At 47.1% G+C, this 22,486-nt stretch carries 30 protein-coding genes; 1 reads left to right on the plus strand and 29 read right to left on the minus strand.

Annotation, left to right across the window (positions count from 1 at the left end):
- Window positions 1–65: 65 nt before the first annotated feature.
- The gene (locus AAHF22_RS19980) at window positions 66–674 is read left to right on the plus strand and encodes a hypothetical protein (protein WP_347326781.1); all 609 of its coding nucleotides are present in this window, start codon (window positions 66–68) and stop codon (window positions 672–674) included.
- 101 nt (window positions 675–775) lie between these two features.
- Here AAHF22_RS19980 and AAHF22_RS19985 read toward each other — a convergent pair whose 3' ends face one another.
- The 29 genes from AAHF22_RS19985 to AAHF22_RS20125 all read right to left on the minus strand — a co-directional run bounded on the left by AAHF22_RS19985 (window position 776) and on the right by AAHF22_RS20125 (window position 22,305).
- Complete coding sequence (locus tag AAHF22_RS19985) at window positions 776–1,039, minus strand: holin (protein WP_347326807.1); 264 nt, start codon at window positions 1,037–1,039, stop codon at window positions 776–778.
- 21 nt (window positions 1,040–1,060) lie between these two features.
- Window positions 1,061–1,966, minus strand: coding sequence for a peptidoglycan recognition protein family protein (locus AAHF22_RS19990; RefSeq protein ID WP_347326808.1), 906 nt, complete (start codon window positions 1,964–1,966; stop codon window positions 1,061–1,063).
- On the minus strand, window positions 1,953–2,447 hold the full coding sequence (locus tag AAHF22_RS19995) for a phage holin family protein (RefSeq protein ID WP_347326782.1): 495 nt from the start codon (window positions 2,445–2,447) through the stop codon (window positions 1,953–1,955). Before AAHF22_RS19995 ends, AAHF22_RS19990 begins: the two co-directional genes overlap by 14 nt.
- 60 nt (window positions 2,448–2,507) lie before the next feature.
- Window positions 2,508–2,768: a hypothetical protein gene (locus AAHF22_RS20000; protein WP_347326783.1), complete on the minus strand. Its 261-nt coding sequence runs from the start codon at window positions 2,766–2,768 to the stop codon at window positions 2,508–2,510.
- A gap of 2 nt (window positions 2,769–2,770) precedes the next feature.
- Complete coding sequence (locus tag AAHF22_RS20005; protein WP_347326784.1) at window positions 2,771–3,166, minus strand: hypothetical protein; 396 nt, start codon at window positions 3,164–3,166, stop codon at window positions 2,771–2,773.
- 16 nt (window positions 3,167–3,182) lie between these two features.
- Window positions 3,183–5,462 carry a hypothetical protein gene (locus AAHF22_RS20010; protein WP_347326785.1) on the minus strand — a complete coding sequence of 760 codons (2,280 nt, stop codon included), beginning with the start codon at window positions 5,460–5,462 and terminating at the stop codon, window positions 3,183–3,185.
- 15 nt (window positions 5,463–5,477) lie between these two features.
- Window positions 5,478–6,104, minus strand: a complete 627-nt coding sequence (locus AAHF22_RS20015; RefSeq protein WP_347326786.1) for a hypothetical protein — start codon at window positions 6,102–6,104, stop codon at window positions 5,478–5,480.
- Window positions 6,088–7,275, minus strand: a complete 1,188-nt coding sequence (locus AAHF22_RS20020) for a baseplate J/gp47 family protein (RefSeq protein WP_347326787.1) — start codon at window positions 7,273–7,275, stop codon at window positions 6,088–6,090. The genes AAHF22_RS20015 and AAHF22_RS20020 overlap by 17 nt, the downstream gene beginning before the upstream one ends.
- Window positions 7,265–7,633 (minus strand): DUF2634 domain-containing protein, encoded by a 369-nt coding sequence (locus AAHF22_RS20025; RefSeq protein ID WP_347326788.1) that lies wholly within the window; start codon window positions 7,631–7,633, stop codon window positions 7,265–7,267. The genes AAHF22_RS20020 and AAHF22_RS20025 overlap by 11 nt, the downstream gene beginning before the upstream one ends.
- Window positions 7,630–8,010, minus strand: a complete 381-nt coding sequence (locus tag AAHF22_RS20030) for a Gp138 family membrane-puncturing spike protein (RefSeq protein ID WP_347326789.1) — start codon at window positions 8,008–8,010, stop codon at window positions 7,630–7,632. Before AAHF22_RS20030 ends, AAHF22_RS20025 begins: the two co-directional genes overlap by 4 nt.
- Window positions 8,007–8,801, minus strand: coding sequence for a phage protein (locus tag AAHF22_RS20035; RefSeq protein WP_347326790.1), 795 nt, complete (start codon window positions 8,799–8,801; stop codon window positions 8,007–8,009). Before AAHF22_RS20035 ends, AAHF22_RS20030 begins: the two co-directional genes overlap by 4 nt.
- The gene (locus tag AAHF22_RS20040; protein ID WP_347326791.1) at window positions 8,788–9,120 is read right to left on the minus strand and encodes a phage baseplate plug family protein; all 333 of its coding nucleotides are present in this window, start codon (window positions 9,118–9,120) and stop codon (window positions 8,788–8,790) included. Before AAHF22_RS20040 ends, AAHF22_RS20035 begins: the two co-directional genes overlap by 14 nt.
- 8 nt (window positions 9,121–9,128) lie before the next feature.
- Window positions 9,129–9,683 (minus strand): phage baseplate protein, encoded by a 555-nt coding sequence (locus AAHF22_RS20045; protein WP_347326792.1) that lies wholly within the window; start codon window positions 9,681–9,683, stop codon window positions 9,129–9,131.
- Entirely contained in the window at window positions 9,683–12,196 is a 2,514-nt protein-coding gene (locus tag AAHF22_RS20050; protein ID WP_347326793.1) for a phage tail tape measure protein, read from the minus strand. The genes AAHF22_RS20045 and AAHF22_RS20050 overlap by 1 nt, the downstream gene beginning before the upstream one ends.
- 43 nt (window positions 12,197–12,239) lie before the next feature.
- Window positions 12,240–12,422, minus strand: coding sequence for a hypothetical protein (locus AAHF22_RS20055; protein ID WP_347326811.1), 183 nt, complete (start codon window positions 12,420–12,422; stop codon window positions 12,240–12,242).
- Window positions 12,382–12,690 (minus strand): hypothetical protein, encoded by a 309-nt coding sequence (locus tag AAHF22_RS20060; RefSeq protein WP_347326794.1) that lies wholly within the window; start codon window positions 12,688–12,690, stop codon window positions 12,382–12,384. Before AAHF22_RS20060 ends, AAHF22_RS20055 begins: the two co-directional genes overlap by 41 nt.
- Before the next feature lie 27 nt (window positions 12,691–12,717).
- A complete protein-coding gene (locus tag AAHF22_RS20065; protein WP_347326795.1) occupies window positions 12,718–13,116 on the minus strand; it encodes a phage structural protein in 399 nt (132 codons plus the stop codon).
- Window positions 13,117–13,146: 30 nt separating this feature from the next.
- The gene (locus AAHF22_RS20070) at window positions 13,147–14,166 is read right to left on the minus strand and encodes a DUF3383 family protein (protein ID WP_347326796.1); all 1,020 of its coding nucleotides are present in this window, start codon (window positions 14,164–14,166) and stop codon (window positions 13,147–13,149) included.
- 2 nt (window positions 14,167–14,168) lie between these two features.
- Complete coding sequence (locus AAHF22_RS20075) at window positions 14,169–14,645, minus strand: phage neck terminator protein (protein ID WP_347326797.1); 477 nt, start codon at window positions 14,643–14,645, stop codon at window positions 14,169–14,171.
- Window positions 14,632–14,979 carry a hypothetical protein gene (locus AAHF22_RS20080; RefSeq protein ID WP_347326798.1) on the minus strand — a complete coding sequence of 116 codons (348 nt, stop codon included), beginning with the start codon at window positions 14,977–14,979 and terminating at the stop codon, window positions 14,632–14,634. The genes AAHF22_RS20075 and AAHF22_RS20080 overlap by 14 nt, the downstream gene beginning before the upstream one ends.
- Window positions 14,976–15,446 carry a hypothetical protein gene (locus tag AAHF22_RS20085; RefSeq protein WP_347326799.1) on the minus strand — a complete coding sequence of 157 codons (471 nt, stop codon included), beginning with the start codon at window positions 15,444–15,446 and terminating at the stop codon, window positions 14,976–14,978. Before AAHF22_RS20085 ends, AAHF22_RS20080 begins: the two co-directional genes overlap by 4 nt.
- A gap of 4 nt (window positions 15,447–15,450) precedes the next feature.
- Window positions 15,451–15,996, minus strand: a complete 546-nt coding sequence (locus AAHF22_RS20090; protein ID WP_347326800.1) for a head-tail connector protein — start codon at window positions 15,994–15,996, stop codon at window positions 15,451–15,453.
- Window positions 15,997–16,001: 5 nt separating this feature from the next.
- Window positions 16,002–16,223 (minus strand): hypothetical protein, encoded by a 222-nt coding sequence (locus AAHF22_RS20095; protein WP_347326801.1) that lies wholly within the window; start codon window positions 16,221–16,223, stop codon window positions 16,002–16,004.
- Between the two features lie 27 nt (window positions 16,224–16,250).
- Window positions 16,251–17,480, minus strand: a complete 1,230-nt coding sequence (locus tag AAHF22_RS20100) for a phage major capsid protein (protein WP_347326802.1) — start codon at window positions 17,478–17,480, stop codon at window positions 16,251–16,253.
- A gap of 12 nt (window positions 17,481–17,492) precedes the next feature.
- A complete protein-coding gene (locus tag AAHF22_RS20105; RefSeq protein WP_347326803.1) occupies window positions 17,493–18,137 on the minus strand; it encodes an HK97 family phage prohead protease in 645 nt (214 codons plus the stop codon).
- A complete protein-coding gene (locus tag AAHF22_RS20110; protein WP_347326804.1) occupies window positions 18,058–19,425 on the minus strand; it encodes a phage portal protein in 1,368 nt (455 codons plus the stop codon). Before AAHF22_RS20110 ends, AAHF22_RS20105 begins: the two co-directional genes overlap by 80 nt.
- A 4-nt stretch (window positions 19,426–19,429) precedes the next feature.
- Entirely contained in the window at window positions 19,430–21,151 is a 1,722-nt protein-coding gene (locus tag AAHF22_RS20115; RefSeq protein WP_347326810.1) for a terminase large subunit, read from the minus strand.
- Between the two features lie 34 nt (window positions 21,152–21,185).
- Window positions 21,186–21,809 carry a terminase gene (locus tag AAHF22_RS20120; protein ID WP_347326805.1) on the minus strand — a complete coding sequence of 208 codons (624 nt, stop codon included), beginning with the start codon at window positions 21,807–21,809 and terminating at the stop codon, window positions 21,186–21,188.
- Between the two features lie 121 nt (window positions 21,810–21,930).
- The gene (locus AAHF22_RS20125) at window positions 21,931–22,305 is read right to left on the minus strand and encodes an HNH endonuclease (RefSeq protein WP_347326806.1); all 375 of its coding nucleotides are present in this window, start codon (window positions 22,303–22,305) and stop codon (window positions 21,931–21,933) included.
- Between the last annotated feature and the right edge of the window lie 181 nt (window positions 22,306–22,486).

Here is a 22,486-nt window from a genome sequence, read left to right on the forward strand (position 1 = left end):
CCTTTTCCATGATTTGTATGTATAATTAAAAAGTAGTACATATTAACTATAAAGGGGTAGTGCTTATGTTGGCTGTCATCGGCTTTCTTTTGGTCGTAGCCTTCGTGGTGTTAATTGTAATGTACGCGGTAACGCGCAAAAAAAATCAGAACCGTTCTTTTAAATTGTTCCTTGCTGGTTGGGGTTGTTTCATCCTTGGTATGGTTCTTATATTCTCAAGCCCAAACGAGCCTGCTACAACGAAGCAGGAAGCCTCGCAACCATCTACAGAGACAAAGGTTGCGGAAGCGTCTACGGATCAAGCTCCTGCTACAGAAAAGAAGACAGAAACGGTTGCAGAGAAGGCGCCAGCTGCTGAAACTAAAAAGGAATCTACTGAGCCTACAGAAGCTGAGTGGCAAGAAAGCTATAAGGAAATACTGCTTAACGAAACTCAATCATATATTGAACTTAGTGTACGTGGAACGCTCAGTAAAGATCGTTTCGATAGTGCTGTAGGCGTACTTGAAAAATACGCTCCTAGAGTTGCGCCGGATCAGCAGGAAGCATTCAAAAATCTTGCCGATATGGTCAAAGCCAATGACTTGGATAGCGCGAAGCGGCAATTTAAGTACTTAGGCGGCGAAGACTTTGAAGAGTTGAATAAGAATGCCGATGCAGTATCATTTAATTGATAGAAGATAAATAAAAAAACCCTCTACCGGCAATAGCTGGCAGAGGGTTTTGTCATTTCTTGTTTAAACCATTTTTGCTTTTATTTTAAATTCGTCAAGCGCTACTCTTTCGTGGTTCCTTGTCGGTTGCTCAATGTTAACTCAAACAGCCCTGTAGCAGACAAACCAGCTAGACCGCCTGCCCATAAGCGCGGAACCATTTCCAAGTCGGTAAATGGATATGCTGCTACTCCGATCAGGATACCAATAACCAGACCGATCAACGGTACAAGGTTTTTAGGTACGTTGATTGTATTCTTAACCAGTTGCACCAATGCTACGATGATAGCTGACAAAACGGAAGCAAAAGCCAATACCAAATTCATATTATCCATTATAAACCTCTCCTATTCTTGCGGCATTCCGGCAGCTACCCGAAGTGCATTCGCAAAATTGTTAAAGTGTTTCTTACCTTCCTCATTGTCCTTAGCTTGTGCAGCAAACCATGCCGGCGACAACCAACGGATGATACATTCCTGAGCATTAGATTTTGGAAGTTTGATAGCAGCAGCCAACGCATGACCATCTGCATCAATCCCTGCTGACGATCGAATATTATCTGCTAGTCGTGAGTAGTGAGCTGCTGCTTCCGTATTGCCTGCTTCGTGCTCAGCTTGCCAAGTAGGGCGTACATACGTATCGATCAATGTACGCGCTAAATAGCCGCTCAGAGGTGCAAAATCAAGCGGTGCTGGTGTCTTATCTTCCATTGCTGTCTTTATATCATAGATCAAATCTTTAAACGTCTTGCCGCCGGTCGCCAAAGCCTGCTCGCAATCACGCTTACGTGCCGGATCGAGCTGGCGATGACTTGCAATGTGGATCAGTGGATTTTTATTCCACTTGGCGCAGCAGTATGCCAAATACCATACATACCGATCATATGCAGCGGTAAAGTCGATATTGCCGCCATAGCACAATTCCACACCCAACGCGATGTCGTTTGCATCATCGCCAAAACGCTCATTATCCGTCGTGACATTGTACAAGACATGCCATGCCTTTTCAGCCGGATCGATCCCCGTACCGGTTGGGATAATCTCCAGAATCTTTTGATCGTCGATAAAGACCTGTGCCGAAGCGCTACGTCCAACTAAATCTTGAAAATATTTAAAGTGATTGTCTGCTGATGCACCCGGATTCCCCGTGTCGTGAGAAACAAAAAAGCCCGGTGTACCGGATACAAGCCGGAGACCAGGCCGAACGTTTTGACGCTTGTCGATATAGCGCCGTTCGATATTATATTTGTTCATGTCCAACTTTCTCATCCTCCTCTGACTTCTCTTCCTTCACAGCTTCCGGCTGCGCTTCTGGGATTAAAACGGGATTCTCTGCCGGTTTCCTTTTCGATTCAAAAATACCAACTGCGTTACGTAATACGTCCGGCATAGGCAGTCCCATCTTCCCCGCATTCTCGATCACTGACAATAATTCGTTCGCGATGTAAAAGAACACTACAGCATCTTGAAAAACACTCAAATTAAGCGCCGCATCGATAAAATGTGCGATTGTCACAATAGCGAAAATGGCGACCTTACGAGTCGCCCCGTGGAATCCTTTTCGACTTTTCAGCTCGCCACGCATCCACGCTGCTGCCCAACCGGTCAGCCAATCCACCACAACGAGTATAAGCAGTAAATGAATTAACACGCTCCACCCTCCAAACGCATAGCCTACGACTGCGCCAATGGCAGTCGCGGCCACTCTTATGATTTGTGAAACCTCATCCCCCAAACCCCTCACTACCTCTCTGTCTCTGTTTTGGGCATAAAAAATACGCCTTTCGGCGTTGGGTCACTCTGTCGATTCTGTTTGTTGTTCTGCGGTTGGAACTATCGCGGGCGGCATCATACCGACGATAGCATCATACTGTGCTTGAGTGATCCGACCGGCTGCTAAGGTAGTATCATATACGCCTATACTATATTGTTTAACTTGAGTTGCATGTCCCATAATCTCCGGCCAGGCTGACTCAGGATAAGAATTAAGAGCCCGTGGGCCTGTCTCGAAAACCACTATACAAAACGCTTGCAATGCCGCTGCTGGCAATGCCATAATCAAGCACCTCCAAAGAGTAAATATTCCCAGATTTCGGAGTTTTGGTTTGCATTCTCCTGCCTGATAACATCCATTTCACTTGGCGGATTAGGTTTTTTAATCTCTGCAATTTCCTCATCTGTCAAACCTTCAACCCAAAATGACATAGCCAGTTCCGCATCAGATCCATCCGGCCAATTTTGGGCATCGTCACTTTTATACTCATGCTTCAAACGTTCTATGTCTAATCGCGGCTTATATAGACCCTCTGGAATAGGATACCCTACTGTATAGCCCATGATAACCGGATCACGGTAAACAGATGCATGGTTTAACACTGATTTAAAATCATTGGATGTGACTAAAACATCCTCAACGTAATAACCTTCTCTGTCCACAAAAGGAACGGACTTCATAGTATTCCTCCCTCATTTAAAATTCAGCTTCGAAAACGCCTGATATTTGCAAGAATGCCGTTTGCGCGGCACCCGTCGCAAAGACAATATCCCCATTTGATCGAACCTCGCCACCGGAATTAGTGATAACTGAACTGTCCGCATTACGGCTTGTAATCGTAAAGCCGTAAGTCTTACCGGGTCTGTAGCCTGCTGGAAGCTTTGCTAGCACGGTGGACACCGCGCCTGCGCCACCCGTCACTCCAAAAGAAAATAGTACGATATTAGTGCTACCTATTTTTTTAAAACCATTGACGAAGCTTGCTACCGGACTCCATCCATTTAGTAATGTAGGCATAATTAAAGGTGCCGCTGCGTCTTTTTCCGATTTTCGTAACTCATTAACAGATACACGACGTGTAACCTGTTGTACGTCACGGATAAGATCATCCAAGATTGCGCGCTCATTAACAGATAGGCTGCCTGCGATTGCTACAACCGGAAATTTATCCAAACGTATATAGCTTGCAGTGTACACAGCGGTTGGATCGTATCTGTCCAACCCACGTTGCGCCAAAGCCCCTGCTATAGTCGTACCACTTGGGTACAGCGTCCACGGATCGACATAGCCATTTTTGTATACATTAATAAATCGATCAGCTTTAAATTTCAGCAAAGACGACTCATATCCGGCTGCGCCGTGATTTATATTCCAAGCCACGCTATCTCGCAAGGGCTTGGCGCCCTCTCTCAAAACCAAGCCGCTACCAACCTCTACGATATTGTCGCCTTGTAACAAATTAAGTGCACCCTCAGACGGTACAGGCTCTGTATTTACTTGTGCTCGCTTATACATAAGCTCATACGACGTCCAACCTGCCGCTTGCACGGTTGGCAGTGTTTGCGTACCCTCGACATAACTCCCAGCCTGTGAAGGATCAGCGCCAGGAATGCGCCGACACCAGCCTTTAACTTGACCAGATTGCGCGTTATAGACTGATGTACCACTGCCGTTATTGTAGTCGTACATTTTCCAGCCGTAAAAATATGCCTTAATCTCATCCACGGTCGGGCTATAGTTATCTCCCCATCCGCTATCTGCCGTTGCGATCGATACAATCAAGTTATTGTACGAAGTGTCGCCAAGCTGCCAGATATCACCGCTGCTCCAGTTGGCGATCGCACCCAGGTCATTTTGCATAATCTTGCCGTCATATTTAATTATCCAGCCTTGCGGTGTTGTAGACACCCCTGCTCCGAGTGCAGTAATCTGCACTCGTTTAATGCCTGTGTTGGATGATCGCAGTGCCCATGCCAGATCGCCAGTCAGCGCCATCTTGCGCCATGTACTGGTTTTATAATACTGTCCATCCACCCCCTGCTCCAACCGATCCCGCTCTGCATCATCTGTCGGAACAGGCGACGCAAGCAATTCCGTATCAAACGCAAGTATTGCAGCAACATCCGTTCTAGCAGTCGATGTCCAACGGATTGCATATGGGTTACGTACACCAGCCAGACCTTCCGTGTATGGATAACGGTTGGCCACATCTACAGCAGTCATGTTTGAAATCAAGGAATAGTCGTTGGACGGTAGCTCATATAGCCTAAAGCCGTCTACATAGGCAGTTTGCCCATTGGCTCCATTGACCATCACACCAATTTCCGTCGTTGTAGAGTTCGCCGTGAATGGAACATAAATAAGAGTATAGCCAGCAGTATTATTCACCGGTGCGCCATTACTCATGCCCGTTACATATACATAAGCATTTGTAGCAGTGCCAATTCGAACTTCTACGGCTGCCAGATATCGTTTGCCAGACACAGTTGTAACCGATCGACTGACTCGTCCAGATGATCCGCTTAATGTGATTTGGGCGCAGTTACTGCCGTAAAGTGCGTTAGCTGTATTTAAGGCTATAGCAGCTCCTGCTACTGTCCAGCCGGTTAACACCTCAAAGTTACCTGCTCGACCTAGTAGGTTTAGCAACACGCGTCCCGAAATACCGGACAAATTAAATGGCATGTCCCGTGCTGCCTGGATCGTTTGTAGTCCTGGCTGCAAAGTGATATCGCTAGACGCCGCTGTATTAAGGCGTACAGCTAATCCGGTTACGGGATCGGTGACTGTCTTGTAATCATCTTTATGGACAGCGTTTTTTTGCAGCTCGTCTAAGGCTTTGTATGTGCGATTGAACATGTAATTGAAATGGTTAGGGGCTGGCGCGTCCTTCTCTTTGTAGCCAGAATTTTTTAATGCTACAGGTGGCTCGCTGCCAGCAGCTAACCAAACAGGTAAATTCTCCAAAAATCCCATGCGTTATCTCCTTTCCTAAATAGGTAATTCTGGGCTGTCGTCTGGGTCAAATAAGTACCCAAATTCACCCACACCAAAGCCACCATTTGAATTTTCTTCCGTTTGATCTGCCATGTCGGAAAAACGGAACGAGCCGACCAATTGGACCGAGGAAACTCGCACGCCTGCCGCTACTGTGCGCTGAATGATTTGGATGAACTGTGGCAAGCTAATACCTGACGCGTTCAACTTATCAATCGGCATCTGTATCAAACTGATAGCAGCCGGCTCTGGGTCAAACTCATCCTCATATTTTTCCAGAATTTTTATCTCGGAATATTGCGCCGATAGCGCTAAGGCAATGACTCGGATGATTGTATTGATATCGCCTTTGGATAAATTACGCGCGATTTTGGATTGGATCATAATCCGGTATACAGCGTCTGATGCCGCACCGCGTTTCTGGCCAACATTAGAGCCGATCAGATCCAATGTGGCTCCTTTAGCTTTCTGGATATCACGCCATTCCTCGATTTTATTAAACGTAACCTCCAGCTCGCCCATTTTGTCCGATAATATAGTCAGCAACTTGCCAATAGTGCTATCCGGACGCTTGGCGAATACATCCGTCAGCTTTTCCAAAATCTTAGCGACTGAAATCATAATCAGTCACCTCGATCCAATTGGCATCGGTTTGCGCTACCTGATTAATATCAATAACAATATTTTGTTCTTGATATCCGGTAGTTGTCTTAGATAACTTCACCGTCACATCTTCTACGCCTGGTATTGCGTAAATTTTAGATGCTAGGCGCATGCGGACCACATCATCACCCATTGTCAGCCCGGCATATACTGTGCCATCTGCTGCACGACCGCCAATAAATTGCGTTAACGCTAATCGTATTTGCGCATCACCATCAGCCGGATAGGATGACGTTTTGTAAACACCTAGTTGGATGTGTATAGGAACAACAACGGCAGGGCTATAATACATATCTCGCATCGTGCCACCAATATCCGGCGTCTGCACTTTGATGCTGCCGTATGGTTCGATGCCTCCTGCCTTCACACTTTGTAGCGCCGCTCCGATATCTGCCGGATTACCACCAAGCGTATAAGCTTCGAAACTTTTCGGCGGTCTGCCGGATGAGTCAACGTTCATGGTTCGATTTTCTATAACTTCTACTGCTCGCACGCCCGGCACAGCACCTAACGTTGCTTTAATAGCATCTACAGTACCAGCTCCACCAGACGCTACAGACGCATCGAATAACGCCCTGAACTCGGCATCCGTTTGTTTGGAACGCCCCCCAGCGGCAGGCGCGGGATTATTAACAGCGGTTACGTCAGGTGTTGGATTGACGATGACTTTAATCGTCCCAGCAGCAACGTTGCTATCCAATCCCGATTCCATCGCTTCGACCGCTACCGTACCAGTTCCATTACTACCCAACTTCATATCCTCTGTAGTTTCAAATTGAAAGTCTTCACTTGTCGCTACTAAGAAACCAGCTGGCACAGTATATCCAGGTGTACCAGTGATCGATACCGTTGCGGTAGCGTATTGTTCCAAAATACGCGACACGCCAACATACGGAGCAAGCCGATCCAAACTCGCTCCCTCTGCGGTATTAACATAGCCGGAGTAATACACTTTTTCCGCTACTGACCATAGAACGGCGAGGAACCACGCCATCAAGCGAAGCAAGATGCCAAGCGGTGAACGTTCTGACGTGTTGATGTTATCGCCAAGCGTCTCTTTTGCTTTGTCTTCGATCTCTGCAAATAGGTCTTCGAAACGTTTGCGTTTAAACCCCGTTTCATCCAGCACCTATATCAACTCCTTCCGTTGCGATGACTTCGCCCGTTTTTTTAGTTGCCTTAAAACTAATCGTCTGTTGGCGCGAGGGAAGATCGCGTTCAAATGTGATCTCGTCTACTGAGTCGATACGACTTTCCTGCAATATGCCGTCGGCTAAATCACTGCGCATTTCTTCTTCATTAGGATTCTTCCCAACGTATAGGCTGAAATCAATTCCTAAATCCGGGTTCAAGAACCATTCCCCTCGGTTCGTGTTGAGTCCGATACGCAAGCATTGAAGCAGCTCGTCGTCGTCTTCAATCATGACCAGTTCGCCTTGCTCGTTAATGATGAGATCACCATCTGCATCTAATTTTGGAGATATCAAAAGATCACCCCTATAATTACGCAGTCATTACGATCATGCTGCCGGGTGCTATCCGGCGTAGCAACCGATCCAGACAGTACATTTTTAATCTCGTTATCGCACACGGACACAAGCACGATATCGCCAGGAAGATACATAGGTACGTAGTCTTGCGGACTACCACCAGATAATAGCTTGAGACGTTGCCCCATCACAGGAACGCGCTCGATCAAAGCCGGTTCGTCATCTGTGATACGCACCAAAGGTTGCACACTGGCAAGCCGTTTGGTTTCGTCGTAAGCGATTACTCGACAAGGAAAGGATGCGTGCAAGTCGTTGCCAATCTTCCGCTGAAATGCAGCCAGCAGCGCACCCAACACGCCAGACGGATCATTCATAGTATCGCCTCCACTTCCGTAACAAAGTCGCCTGTACGACTCAAATTGTGTGATCCGTTACGTACATGCACAAGACCTGTGAAAACGGAACATTTAAGATCAATGGCTGATGCCGTTGTTACTCTATGTTGCAACTGCATTTTAATATTGAATCCCTTCATTCCATCTTTCTCAAAACGCCCGGGCGTGCCGATTAAACCCGTTTCCTTGTTGAGCGTGAACAAATCGTCTCCGCCTCTGCGCAGATTACGCACATAAAGCTTATTTTTGTTGATGTATACCGATGTAGCACAATCCTTCGCAACCTTGCTGATAATCTCCGTTACTTCTCCCTTTGCAGTGTAGCCCTCCTGATAACGATAGTCCTGGTTAAGTTCCATCTGAGCAATCGGCAATCCAATATAGGTCGCCATTTGTCTGATGATCTTGCTTGCGAGCGTGTTTTCGGCGAAAGCGATTTCTTTTACAACGCGTTTCGACAAGTCTTCGCTATCCAGCACATGTATAGTCGTGATCTTATCCACGCCTTCCCACGTCGTAGATACATTGGAAATATATCCATGCAGCAGTAACCCAACATCGCCAGTGTACCCAGCGTTCAGCATAAGCACTTTACCGCGCTTGATGTTATTCAATGTTTTATCCGATAAGTTCCAGATTTTAATCTCGGATTCGTTGGGTAGCGGATCGTTATCGAAAGGAACTTTGCCCTCGATATTAAAATTCAAGCTGGAGAACTTCATGTTTTCCGTCAATACCTCGACAACACGACCGAAGTTATTCTTCGTCATCTTCATCATCCTCAATTACATATAAAAAGACGCTGCTCCCCAGCGTCTCCCAATTGACCACAGTATTTTTTTCAGATTCGTCGTATGGCACAATGGGCACCTTCGGAAATCGATTGTCCTGGATATCGTAGAACAACGGGATACCATGAACGATTTTTTCGCCAGATGTTAGAACTTCGTCATCCCTTTCCAGTGCAACTGTAAAGTAGTCGTATTCGGCATTGTAGTGTACCTCGAAGGTGAACAATTCATCAGCCAGAGTAATATCAAATCGATAAGGAATGTTCTCTTTTTCGATTTCGATGTAGTCGTAATCCATATTTCACCTCACGTCGCCCACGGGCTGCCCTTAACGAATTTTACCTTTTCCACTTTTTCTTTCCCTTTCTTACCTTTACCCTTACCTTTTCCTTTGCCCTTTCCTTTCTTGCCTTTTGTTTTACCCTTACCCTTGCTAGTTTTGCTTTTTTTCTGCTTCACCCCTGAATTCACTATCTTAACTACCTGAGCCTTAACAGGCGTAGGCAATTTGGCAGTATACGATGATTCCGTTACCTGAACTTCGGTCAGTGTAAACGAGAAAGTGAAGCCGTCAGCTGTTGTATATTCGTGATCGCTTTGTAACCCGGATACAATACCGGTAAAAGCATTACGACCTACATACTTAACGATAATTCCATTATCATTCCATTTTTTTAGATATCCCAACTTCTTCGCTGCATCAGGACCGGTCACAGCGCCAGATAGGGATAATACCCGTGCCTGACGCTGTACATGATCCGTAACATCAATACCTTTTTCGATAGGCTCAGAAGTGATCTGATTCGGATAGGACAAGCTTTCCTTTTCGATCCAGTAATATTGCTTTTCAATCAACGCCATTACATATTCACCTCCGGCATCGGCAAGCCCATACGTCGGAATGTTTGCTCAAGGATTGCCTGTACTTCGTGCCGAACTTCAGCAGCTATACTTTGTCCAATTTCTTCTGCCGATCCACTGTCTCCATCGACGTTGATATTGAAGTTAAATATCATGGTGCCACTCGATCCAGAGCGTCCGCGCGCTGGTGCATTCTCCGGCGTATAATTAGCCCCGTTGTATGCAGGTTGCATATGATCCACGGTGGTTGTGGCCAGATCAGCAGCAGCACCGCCGACCGTCTGTTGCGTGCCCTGAATACCAATCTGCAAACCAGCGCCTGCCATTTCACCGATCCATTTAAACACGCGTGATGGTGAGTGGATATCTAGCACATTGGTAACCGCGCTAGTAATGCTATTACCAATCTCTTTAACAGAGTCAACAACTGCGGTCGCCTTGGCTTTGATACCGTTAATCAAACCGTCGATGATATTTGATCCGATTTCTAGCAGGTTGATACCTTGTAAAAAGGTCGTAATATTGTTCCAGATATTTGTTATTGTCGTTGAAATGCTTGTGACCTTAGTAGTCACAGCAGTAACGATATTCGTCCATACATTATTAAGAAAGATGTATATAGCAGTGAAAATCGATAAATGAAATGACTTAACCGCATTCCATGCGTTTACGATGAAGTTCCACGCGCCCATGACCGCTCCGCTTATGACTCCAGTGATGCTATTCCAAATGCCGGCGATCCAAGCCGCTGCTGCGCTGAAAATGGATACTGTAAACGCATAAATCTGATCCCAGTACATAACGACCAATGCCACTGCAATACCGATCGGTCCTGTTAGAGCAATCAAGAATAACGGACCCCATGTAATGATGAAATTAATTACCGTATTAAAGATGGCCGGAATAGTTACCGTGAAGAATGATTTGACCTTATTGAATGCATTGATGATCCATACGACGATATTATTGAACACCTGCGGAACCGTGACTGTAAAAAAGTTCATGGTTGCACTGAAGGCGACCTTTATGGATGCCCACGCCTTATTTACAATATCCCGGAATGTTTCTGAACGCTTGTAAGCAATAACGAATGCTGCCACCAAACCTACGATAGCTGCTATTACTACGCCGATCGGGTTAAGGCTCATGACCACGTTAAGCGCCGTCTGCCAAATGATTGCTCTAGCTGTCCAGATCGCCTGCAATTTCTGCCATACGACAACCGAAGCCATTGCTGCTCGGTAAGTATAAAAAGCCGTTACCAAGCCAGCTACAACGGGCAGAAATCCTTCCCATTGGTACATCGCGGTGGCTACACCACTCACATCCTGCCAGACTGCCTTTAGAGTAGGCAACACAGCCTGCACAGCAGCAGTAACACCATCAATACCAGCAGCCACTTTATCGCCAATCGCCTGTCCAAAAGCTTCTATTTGTGGCTTGTGATCAGCGACCCATTGACCGAACTTGTTCAAATACGGCAATAGCTTTTCGCCGATCGGTATAAGGATACCGGTTTCGATTTGCCTACCGAACATCGCCATTGCTTCGCCAGGCGAATTGAACTTGATTTTATTCAATTGCTCCATCGTATCCTTGGTTTGGTCAAACTGGCTTTTAGCGTGCCCCATCGCTTTAATTGTGCTCGCTTCAAGGTCTTCAAACTGAGAACCCATAAGAGCCACACCGACGGTATTACGCTGAACCGGGTCTTCAATATCACCTATCATTTGCAGAACTTGTTGGAATGATTTTTTCGCTTCCGGACCACCGGCGGCGAAGGTGTGCATCATCTTCTCGGTATCCAGACCTAACATCTGGAACGCTGTATTAGTGCTTTTAGAACCATCCTTTGCACGGATGTTAAACTCTTTGACTGCATCGCCGACCTTGTCCAAGTTAAACGCACCGTTAGCGCTGCCGGCGGCGAGTGTGTCAAACATTTCATCCGCTGAAAAGCCGAGCGATTTGAACTGGTTGGCATACTCGTTCGCCGTATCCATCAGCTCGCCCGACTTGTCGAGTCCCTTTTGCGCACCTTGTGCCAATAAGTTCATCGATTGCTCGCTGGTTATACCAAACTGCTTCATCATTGTGTCCGTGGTCTTCACGGACTCAGCCACTTCATAACCAAAGGCATGCTGCAATAACAAAGCATTTTTTGTTGTGTTTTCTAGCTCTGCACCGGTCTGTCCGGTAACTTGAGCCACAGTAGATATAGATGTGCCCAGATCAGCCCAGTCAGCTCCAAAGTTTTGCGAGTATAGACCCTTTGCAATTTCTCGCGTCTGCTCCATTTGGTCGTTAGTTTGTCCTGTAGTCATCTGCACCTGAGCCATTGCCTGCTCAAATTGTGATGCCGCATTAACCGACGCTGCTGCAATGCCACCCAGAGCAACACCGAGACCAACCACACCGATCTTTAGACCACTGATTTTATTTTCCACATCGCCGAGCGGACCAGTGTTGGCTTTGAATCCAACAGCAAACATGAGGTTACCAATTACACCCATGATTCACTCCCTTCTCAACAAAAAAGGACGCCACAGGGCGCCCTTACTTCTTGCTGTTTTTCTTCTGCATTTTCTCGTGTAGATCAAGAGCAGCGTTAGCTTCTGCTATGTCGTCCTGATCCATGTTATCCAAGTCTGAATACGTGATACTCATATCAGACAACAATAGCCGCCACTGAGCCCAGTTACTCCGTGCTCTTTTCTCCGCTTCCTTCTGATTGATCATCGTCATCTTCCTCCTGCCCAGCTACCCAGGCATATGCTTTGTTGACGACTTCGGAATATTCACCATAATCCTCAAAATCGTCAATTTTCATTTTCGGTGCAACGATTACCAAGCGCAGAATTTCTTCTGACAGTTTTTCCTCCGATACAACGCCGTGTTTGTTTTTTGCAGCATCATTGATTCGGGACACGGCTCGCACACCTGGATGCTGGAATGTATATTCTTTGCCGGATTTTGATGTGAATTTTTTTTGTTTATAGTTTGGCATGTTGTTTCCTCTTTTCGGTTTTTTAGATTAAGTCTGATCCATATCGAGCATTTGCAGTTCGAATTCCCGATCTTCTGCTTCGCTACCGTATGTCCGAGTAGGTAGCTTTTTCACAAAAGCTTGAGTCGACGTAATTGTCTCTTTTACCTCTCCGTTGTAAATGATACTTACAGGCACAATTTCGCCAGTACGAGCCAGTTTGGTAAGGTATTCCAGTTGAGGACTACTCGCCAACAAGGTCAGGGTCATTGTCGCCAAAGGATTGTTGACCTTGCTGCGGATTACATCGCCTTGAGCGCCGACTTTCACACTGTAGCTTTCTTCATCTTTTTCAACCTCCACCATGTCTTCGCTCATCGCCGTAATGAAGACGCCGCCAATTTGCAAGGAAAGGTCAAGCGGATCATAAGTTTTTGCTTCAGTCACGATAATACCTCCTTAAAAATAAAAGCCTGATTACAGTCGAATCAGGCCTGTGATTTTGGTTTTGTGAATAGCTCCGGCTAATTCGAATTCGAACGAACCGCCTTTGTATTCGCGCGCTTCCCGGTCCGCAGGATCAACCTGGGAACGTGTTTTAAATGTTGTACTGTATAGCGGCAAGCCGTCATCATCATGCGCGATCATTTCATTTTCATCCGCGCGCTTCAGTACAACCCGAACCTCACCCTCGATTTGAGCAATGCCGCGGTTGTCATAGGGGATTTTAGAGCCGGCTGCTGACGCTCGGTTGAACAGCTTTTGCACAGCAAGTTCAATGTTCATGATCAGCCAATCCTGAGACTGTACAATGTCGATGTATTCACCCGATACTGTTTTACCTTCGCTGGTTACGTCATCACCCGCTTTGGTAACGTAGGTGATTGCTCCCAAAGCATGAATAGCTTCCAATTCAGTACGTGTCATATCGAGTGCAACAATACCGTTCAGAGGTTGGAACTTCCATGTCGCCGATCCAGCTTCAAAACTACCCGCTTGACCAACTAGTGCCGCATCTGGATAGTTTGCGATGTTGGTGTGGTAGAACACAGTAGTTCGCTTCCATTTTTTCGCAAGGTAGTTTGCCAAATCGGTCTTGCTACTGCTTGCTGCGAAGAATTGTCGCGTATTGTCCAATGCCACTGCATCAGCAATAGCGATAATGTTCGCCGCTGTGCGATCGGTGGAAACGAGATAGTACCAGTCTTTAGCAAAGATTGTAGGTAGCCAGTCTACCAGTGTTGCACCAGTCGGATACAGCATAATAGCGATGGATTCCGGCGAATTGTCACCTTGATTGAACAGCGCATATGCCGCTTTGTACACCTCTGTCGTGTTAGCGAAATCAGCCAGCACTGCTGACAACTCATAATAGATTTTGTAGTCCTTGCCCGTTGCCGCGCCGCTACTGCCGATGATCAACGGGCGACCTAATCCAGTTTTGGGCGTTGGTCTTTGGATATCAATGACTACAGTTACGTCATTAAGATTAGACAATGTCACTCACTCCTTGTTAATTTCGTTTGCTCGATCCACTCTACGAGTGGCATTTCAGCCAGCGACTGCGTGCGGAACTCCACATCAAAACCCTGCCGTCGCTCCCACTCGTCGCCAATCAATACATCTCGATTAGATACAGGTGTCATCTCGTACACGATAACGTCAATATCCTTGAGCATCTGATAGCCAAATGTCTTAAACCAGTCCTGCGCACGCATCGCGTTTTCGATGCTCGTCGCTTTGTCATCGGCATAACTCAAAAATGTAACCGTAAACCCTGTGCGGGTACGATAATGATCGGTACTACCTCGCACCTCACGAGCTGTAGGCGTTAATGGCTCAATATCGGATATGTCATACGTCAAAAAAGCGGTTTTGGGAATATCCCCGCCGCCGCTCATCTCAACTAATGCCAGCCCTAAATAAGCCGACAAATTACGCACGATAGTAGATCGGATGGTTTTAAACGGTATCATTTGCAACCACCTTCTTTAATACATACTGGTTAATGTCGCTGTACTCGCGGTCTTTTTCCTCGGACACGATATATTGCACACCGCGATACTCGACCAGCTCGTCCGTCTGGTGAGCATGCTGCGTGTATAACATCCGATCTTCCTCGGTATACCTACCTCCATCTGCTTGTACCAGACGTTCACTGATGGGCTGTATATGCCCTCTCAGTTGCTTCCTCTGCACCTCACCAGTAATCCATACCCCGTCTGCATCTCGGCTTCCTGCGGCTGTCCTGACAGCCGTATACACGGTGTTGTATTTGCGCATCATTGCGCCGAAGCGAAATGACCTCATTTCCACACCTTGACATAGGTCAGAGACTCGCGAAGGTCTGCTTCGCGTTGCAGCAGTTTCTTGCCGCCACCTTCCTGCTTTTTGTACTTGGCATAAATGGGTGAAAGTCCTGGCTTTTTGATGCGGTCGAAGTTAGCAACTGTGATTTGCTTGCCCAGTTCTCCGATCTCATCTAAAAAAGCGGGTATGCTTTTCCCTCTGCCGTGCATGATATCGGTGATATCAGCGCGTACAAGCTTCGTGATTTTGGCTTTGGACTTCTTGAGCCCGCTCCCGATAAAGGAACGAGCTGGAATGCCCATCTTTGCTGATCCATATTCATGCACACCAGCGATCATTGCCAGTTCCGCATCGCCCTGCATACCGATATGAACTTCTTGCTTTGCCAACAATTTCATCGCCATACGGATAGCGGGTAAATACGATTGTTCATTAATTTCAACATTTGCACGTCTGTACCTCGGCACGAAATCACCTCATTAGTAATGCTTTGACTACACCCGGCAGATCGCCGCCATCGTCCTTGTAGTTAACAGATAGATCACCCACCCGTTCAGCGGTCACGCCCGGCTGCCGCATCAATGTCTGGGCAAGCAAAGCGCATGCATATTCGATGTTAGCCGGAAGTGTGCTTTCAGGAACTCCTGGTATGTCGCTCGGCAAAATATATCCAGCCACATACTCAACCTTAATTACGCGTTCGCCGCAGCCCCATCCATCGCGCCGGAACAACATCCCATTATCCGTTTCTATATCGTACGATTCAGCCGCCACAGTCATGCTGCGATGCTCCAAGCTGTTGACGGCGTGAATCGGATAGTTCTTCAAACGCAAAAATGGAGTATCAGGAGCATCAAGCGTTTGCTTGTATGTCCCGTACTCCAAATCGCGCTTTAAAAAGTTTTGAATGGCTGTGCTTGCCGCCTGCAATGCGGAGATAAGCAGCAAGTCATCCGATGGATCACTATCCATAGAAATACCTAACAATGGTTTAGCCCTGCTCAGTGGTATTAGCATTGGCGTCAGCTTCCTTTTTCGTCGGCATCCGTAGCCTTGGCATTTTTACCAACTTTGGTTGTTGGCTGTTCATCTGCCTTTGCCGGCTTGATCTCCGCGCCAATCACATCAGCAGCCTGCAAGCGCTTCGCGCGTTCGTCATCCGCTTCATACTCCGCACCCGGCAAGACAACTTTATTAGTCGTCTTATCTACGAACGGATTGGTTACCAGATATTTTTTTGTCATGGTTTACTCTCCTTTCACCGACTTTAATTAGGCAGTTGGAATGCCCAAACGAACGAATGGCGAAACCTCATATCCGTTTGCCAGTTTGAATGGACCATTAACCCACGGCTTACCATCCACGTTCCAAAACGCCTTAACGATCGTCTTGTTCTGTGTGAAAAGCGGCGCGTCCGAAGATTGAATAAAGATACCAGCACCATCTTTGATGACATAGTATCCCAGATCAAGCAAAGCCAGATCGCCAGCGGTTCCGAGTGTAGGTGAGTTTTCAGTGAACTTGATAGGATAACCCAGTAGTGCACCACCGATTTGCGCCGCAATGTTCGGCTGATAGATCAGATTGCCAGCTTCATCTTTCATTGTCAGCAATTGCGGAAGCACAGACTGTGATGCCGTCCATACCAAACTGCCGCCAAGTTTTGCTTTAGACAGCATCGCAACAATATCTACATAAGTAATTACGTTTGCTGTTTTGCGTGCGACTACCTTAGCAGCATCAGAGACCAGTGCTCCTTTAGGCTTTGCGTTTCCATCGCCGTACAGGAATGCATTATCTTCCGCAGCGGCAATCGCAGCGCCGAACAAGCGGTTGATTACTCCGTTGATGGCTGGAGCATTGCGCAGCAGTTTGTCAGTTACAACGATGTGACCAGCCACTTCATGCGGTGTCAAAGTCAATTCCTTGAATTTTACGTCAGTTTTTGGCTTTTCTGCACCTTCACCAATCCACTCAACTTCCACACCACCATACATATTGCTTCCTGATCCTTGATCAAGCACAGGCATAGTAATGTTTGCGTCTGGCATCGTGCTGTCCGCCGGAATTACCATAGCGCGCGGGCGCACAATGGCCTGTTCTCTGGAAATTTCCAGCATTTGTTGCGAATATTGCGGTGGTACAAAAATACCTCCCGTTACATTAGAACTCATAGCCAGGTCGCGATACTCTTGCAGACGCGGATCGGATGGGTTGGTACGATATGTCATAAACAGTTCGCCGAAGTCACGGAACTCACCCTCGTGTTCTGGGTCATCTGGAGTACGGTGAGTACTGCCGCCAGACATAGCAAGCGCTTGTGCACGTTCTTCCATTTTGATTTCATCTTCGAGACTGCGCTGTTCAGCTTCCATCGCGCTGTAATTGGTTTCTTCTTCTTCCGTAAAACCGCGTTTTTCGCCTTGCGCTTGCAAAATCAGGCTGCGCATTTCATTTTTCTTTGCTTCCAGCTTCTTTCTCAGTTCGATCAGGTTTTTCAAATTTTTCATCTCCTATAAATTCAATTTTCTTAATCTCATTTCAAAATCCAACTTAACATCCGCTTGACGCTGTTCTTCCTCCTGATTATCACCAGTACCCTTGTTGTCTGGCTCAAGTTGCGGACGATTATCATACACTTCTTGAGCAGATCGGATACCTACCGATGATTGTGGATAAGCAGGCGTGGTTACAGGACTTACTTCAAAAAGTTGAGCTTCAGATATTGTTCGAACTGCCATGTCTGGATTGCTTTCATCCCATTCTTCCTTAACAGCACGGAAAATAAAGGAGCTGCCGCGCACGTCACCGCGCTCAATCGACTCGACATATTTTTCTGCCCAGTTTGGCGGCGTGATTTCATAACGCAATCCGATGTCATCCTCAGCAACCAACAGTGTATTAGGCGTGCGACCAAGGATTTCACGCGCATCATGTTGCCACGAAGCATATACATCTGGAGAAACCAAACTCGCCGCAAATGCTCCACGCTGAAACTTCTCTTGAAACATGCCGAAAATGGGACGTGAAAGTTGATCCCAGCGGACTGCGTACCCAACGATCTTAGTAGGCTCTCCATCAATCTTCCTGACCTCCGGCAGGCTCCCCTGTAGGATCAGTTCCCGTTGCTCCTTGTTGTTTTGCGCCTTCTTCGTCACTATTCTCACCTCCCTCTGGCGTAATCGGTTGTTGTTGGTTGGAATCAGCTATTGGTTCTTTCTTCTGTTTGTAGTAATCATCCAACATGTCTACTGGAAGCATATTTAGCGGTACAAAGTACCGATCGCCACCCTCGATAGGATTTTCATTTTCCTTTGCGCGGATATCGTTTTGTGAATATACGCCTATGTTGAACATTTCCTTGTAAAAAGCAGCGCGCGCAGGCGAATCCGCCCGCAGCATTCCTTCAATCAGGAACTCTGCATAGTAAACCTTGTTTTCTTTCTCGCTGAATAGCTTCCAACTGATCGTTTGTTCCCAGCGGATCAGCCACGGACGTACGCTATGCACCATAAAATCCGTACTCTGCTGCTCGATATTAGAGAAGGTTGCCCGTTCCAAGTCGCCCAATAGGTGTGGTGGGACGCGGAAAATACGCGCAATCTCAAGAGTCTGAAACTTGCGCGTCTCCAAAAACTGGGCATCGTTTGGCGGTATGGTATTTTTGGCGAAGGTCATTCCTTCTTCCAGCAGCATCATCCGGTGAGACTTGCCCAGCCCCTCATATTTTTCTCGAAGCGATTTTTGTAGTCGCTCAAATGCCGTATCACTCAACGTTCCTGGGTGCGTAGCGATTGCACCCACATTTGTACCGTTGGCGAAGAATTCCGCACCGAATTGCTCAGTAGCCAGGGCTAATTCAACAGATTGTTTTGCCCAAGAAATTACAGATATCCCTTTCTTCCCGTCGAACCCTAGTCCGGGGATGTGGAACATGGCGTAAGCTGGAATATTCTTCTGTTCTCCCTTGCTTGTCGTTACCCGATAAAAAATGTCACCCTCTTTCGTCTCCATGACCTCTACGCGGTTCGGTGGGATCGGCCAGAGTGCCACAATATTACCACTATTGTCTGATTCAATTTCAGCGTAGCAGTTACCCCAAAGCAAGATATGCGCCATCATCGTTTCGCGGAATGTGAATGCCGTCATCATGGGATTGGGGCTCACTTGCAATAACCTGCCGATTTGGTGTTCCACTCGTTCGCGTCCGCGCGGCTTCATACGTCGGTAAACCGGAAGCGGCAAGGACGCGACCGTTTCTGCCAAAATCCGAACGCAGGACAATACAGCCGTGGATCTCATGGCGCTGCCAGCAGAAACGGCTATGCCTTTACCTGTTGGAATGCCCAACGCTTGGTATAGCCAGCTTTTCGGATTCTCCAGATTGCTTGATTCACTTCTGCGTTCCAACCAATCAGATATAAACGGTATTCTCAGTTGTCTCACCTCCTCAAATGGAGCGAACGCCCCGTTCTTCGTACACCGATTTCTTATATTTATTCGCTAATGATAGTGTTAATTTATGCGCATCCAACACAGCGTCAACCGGATCGATGCGTTTGGTTTTGGCTTGCGGATCTTTATCGATTTTGATTTCTCCAAAACTGTTGCTGGTCGTCTTGGCATTTGCCATAGACCAGGTAAGCAGCTTATTTTTTCGGTCATAAATAACGTTTCCAGCTTCGACTTCTAGCCGAAAATCTGTCGTAGCATCATTGAGACTTTTTGCACTCTGTGTAATCTCCACGCAGTCCACTCCGAATTCTTCTAAGTCATGCAAAAAGGCATCAGCGTTGTGGGGATCATACGCGATGCCAAGCAGTTTCAAGTCGTATTCTTTTATGAGTTTGCGATAATGACTGATGACATATTTATAATCCGTCTTCACACCGCCCAACGTTTCCGTGACGGTGATTAGTCCGTCCAATATCCACATGTCATATGGCGCTGCATCTGTCCGTACATGCTCGGCTACGCGCTGCGCAGGCATGAAGCTGTGCGAGTCAATGAAGTACTTTTTCACGCCTTCAATGTCCAACGGGAATTCCAAAGCACCACTGGTTAAGTCACCGCCGGATGATAAGTCCAGCCCCAGATAGCATTCGCGTCCGCGCATGTCTTCCAATGTGGTGTCGGCTGCGCACGCCTTCCAGTGTTCCATGTTCATATACTGGTTATCTGCAAACTGAACCCAAAAGTTCAATCCTTTGGTCATGAAATCGCGCAATTCACGCCCTTGCATCTGCTTGGCTTTGAGTGCTTCCGCCCGTAAACTGAGCAACGTTTGTTCAGTCCACAGCGGATTCGACTTTTGCCAATTCGATTCATCCCAAATGTCGTCATCTTTGTCCATCTCACAGATGAATACGAACTGTGTTTCGTCCTGATGTGTGCCATTCAAGATCAATTTGCAGTACTCATACAGTTCAAAACATGGCGAATTGATGTTAAATCCGGCAGTTGTGATAACCGAAACCAAGCATTCTTTCAGCTTTTTGGTACCGCCGGTCAGTAGCTTGTACATCTGATCGTCTTTGTGCATGTGATATTCATCGACGCTGCCAAAGTATGGGCGGAATCCGTCAATGGATTTCGTGTCTCTGCCCAGCGCCCGGATCTCACCAGACGATACATTGCAGTCAATCCGCGCCGCGTACTCTTTGATAGTGAACAACCCATCCGTATACGAGTCGCCGCACAGTTCAGGTTCAGCATTGATGAACTTGATACATTCCTTTAGGACGATCCGCGCCTGCGCTTCTTTGGTCGCTGTGCAGTATACCTGCGGGTATTTATAGCCATCAAAGTTGCCGTAGAACATGGCAGGAACCGCGTTTTTCACGGACTTACCATTCTGCCGGGCGACCTGTACGTAGGATGTGCGGAATCTTCGATACCCATCCAGCCGCAACCAGCCATTCCAACTGCCCAAAATAAAGTCTTGAAAGCCCCATAAATGTAGTGGCTGCGGCTCATCGCCCTCTGCCAACGTCAGGCATTCGGCAAATCCGATCAGTTCCTGCGCCTTTTCTGGATCAAATCTGTACGGAAATTCGTCTGTACCCTGTCGTTTCAGGTCATTCAAGTGACGTTCGCACGCTTGCCGTTGGGATAAACCGGCGACGATTCTGCCTGATACTACCTCATGAGCGTAAGCTGTAACCCGATCCAATTCACCAACAGTGTTGTACGGATAGATTTGTGGGTTAGCCAATACGTCCGCCGCCAAACGGTCCAAACTTGCTTGCCGGTTTCTCTGGTTCCTTCGGCTTCGCTACGTTCTTGATTTTGGATATCGGATTTAAGAATAACCGATCCTGCATTTTAATCAGCATGTCCATCTTCTTATTGATGGCTGTTTCAATTTTCAATATGCCTTCGATGGATGCCAGTTGCGCCAAATATCGTTGTGCCTTCAACCCAAAACTACGCGGATCAACTTCATCTATATCTGCCTGCTCCAAAATGTTCTCAAAATACTCATCAAAAACCTCACTATTCACTGAGATTTTTTCGATTTTCTGATACTGTTTTAACAGCTTTTCATATTCTGAATACGTTCGGCAGTACATCGCAAGCAGTCCGACGTCACTACTGGAAAGCAAGTCTACACCTTCAGCAGCCGACGCTTTATATTCCTTCATACACTGTTTCCAATGAGTGAAGGCGACTGTGTCATCCTTTACAAACGCTGGCGGTTTCAGCTTTTCCAGTTCAGTTTTCCCAAGCTTAACCTCCCCTTCCTGCCGCGCCTTGATTTGTGATTTTGATAGCCGGTTCGGATTCCCTTGCGCGATGTGCAATCCGATCGGCTTGGCGTTTCTTCCCATCGCAGGAACCCCCTAGCCCTAGAAATTTCATAAAACGAGTTTTTACGCGAATAAACTGGGGGCGCGGTCTAATATAAAAATATTTTTAGAAATTTCACCCCCCTACCCCCTGGGAGAAATATTACCGTGGAGACTGGTTTATAGACCGACCAAACCCACCATCTTCGGTAGCTGTCTTCACGTTGTGGCACGTCTCGCACAGCGGCTGCCAGTTGTCTCGCTCCCAGAACAACTCCTTGTCGCCCTTGTGTGGGATGATGTGATCGACTACTGTAGCCTCCTTGAGTATGCCGCGCTCACGACAGTGTACGCACAGCGGATGCTTGCGCAGGTAACCTTCCCTAGCCTTGCGCCACTGACTGCCATAGCCACGCTGTGCAGCCGTCTCACGGTACTGATCATACTGCCTTGTATCCGCTTGATGCCGTTCACAGTATCGACCATCAGCTATTACCTCACTACATCCTCGGTGCTGGCACATTCGCTTGAGTGGCATAATAGCACCCCTTCCTGATAAGCCCGTAGCCGGAATCGAACCGACAACCTCAGTGGCTAATCCACTGGCTCTACCATTGAGCTATATAGGCAAATAAAAAAGCGCCGAGCATATGCCCAGTGCCTTATGATTATATCGTTATATATGAGTGCTCTTACCCCACGGCCCCACGCACACGATG

The organism is Paenibacillus wenxiniae (assembly GCF_039822605.1).
Lineage (GTDB): Bacteria > Bacillota > Bacilli > Paenibacillales > Paenibacillaceae > Saccharibacillus > Saccharibacillus wenxiniae.

Coding starts and splice junctions, on each gene's coding strand:
- AAHF22_RS19980 (WP_347326781.1), top strand. CDS start 66: ATGTTGGCTGTCATCGGCTTTCTTTTGGTCGTAGCCTTCGTGGTGTTA.
- AAHF22_RS20010 (WP_347326785.1), bottom strand. CDS start 5,462: ATGGGATTTTTGGAGAATTTACCTGTTTGGTTAGCTGCTGGCAGCGAG.
- AAHF22_RS20075 (WP_347326797.1), bottom strand. CDS start 14,645: ATGATACCGTTTAAAACCATCCGATCTACTATCGTGCGTAATTTGTCG.
- AAHF22_RS20045 (WP_347326792.1), bottom strand. CDS start 9,683: ATGGCGTTGATTGAAAAGCAATATTACTGGATCGAAAAGGAAAGCTTG.
- AAHF22_RS20120 (WP_347326805.1), bottom strand. CDS start 21,809: ATGGGAAGAAACGCCAAGCCGATCGGATTGCACATCGCGCAAGGGAAT.
- AAHF22_RS19990 (WP_347326808.1), bottom strand. CDS start 1,966: ATGAACAAATATAATATCGAACGGCGCTATATCGACAAGCGTCAAAAC.
- AAHF22_RS20030 (WP_347326789.1), bottom strand. CDS start 8,010: ATGAATGATCCGTCTGGCGTGTTGGGTGCGCTGCTGGCTGCATTTCAG.
- AAHF22_RS20125 (WP_347326806.1), bottom strand. CDS start 22,305: ATGCCACTCAAGCGAATGTGCCAGCACCGAGGATGTAGTGAGGTAATA.
- AAHF22_RS20050 (WP_347326793.1), bottom strand. CDS start 12,196: ATGGGTGTAATTGGTAACCTCATGTTTGCTGTTGGATTCAAAGCCAAC.
- AAHF22_RS20015 (WP_347326786.1), bottom strand. CDS start 6,104: ATGATTTCAGTCGCTAAGATTTTGGAAAAGCTGACGGATGTATTCGCC.
- AAHF22_RS20090 (WP_347326800.1), bottom strand. CDS start 15,996: ATGCTAATACCACTGAGCAGGGCTAAACCATTGTTAGGTATTTCTATG.
- AAHF22_RS20000 (WP_347326783.1), bottom strand. CDS start 2,768: ATGGCATTGCCAGCAGCGGCATTGCAAGCGTTTTGTATAGTGGTTTTC.
- AAHF22_RS19985 (WP_347326807.1), bottom strand. CDS start 1,039: ATGAATTTGGTATTGGCTTTTGCTTCCGTTTTGTCAGCTATCATCGTA.
- AAHF22_RS20005 (WP_347326784.1), bottom strand. CDS start 3,166: ATGAAGTCCGTTCCTTTTGTGGACAGAGAAGGTTATTACGTTGAGGAT.
- AAHF22_RS20060 (WP_347326794.1), bottom strand. CDS start 12,690: ATGCCAAACTATAAACAAAAAAAATTCACATCAAAATCCGGCAAAGAA.
- AAHF22_RS20055 (WP_347326811.1), bottom strand. CDS start 12,422: ATGATCAATCAGAAGGAAGCGGAGAAAAGAGCACGGAGTAACTGGGCT.
- AAHF22_RS20040 (WP_347326791.1), bottom strand. CDS start 9,120: ATGGATTACGACTACATCGAAATCGAAAAAGAGAACATTCCTTATCGA.
- AAHF22_RS20095 (WP_347326801.1), bottom strand. CDS start 16,223: ATGACAAAAAAATATCTGGTAACCAATCCGTTCGTAGATAAGACGACT.
- AAHF22_RS20080 (WP_347326798.1), bottom strand. CDS start 14,979: ATGAGGTCATTTCGCTTCGGCGCAATGATGCGCAAATACAACACCGTG.
- AAHF22_RS20035 (WP_347326790.1), bottom strand. CDS start 8,801: ATGACGAAGAATAACTTCGGTCGTGTTGTCGAGGTATTGACGGAAAAC.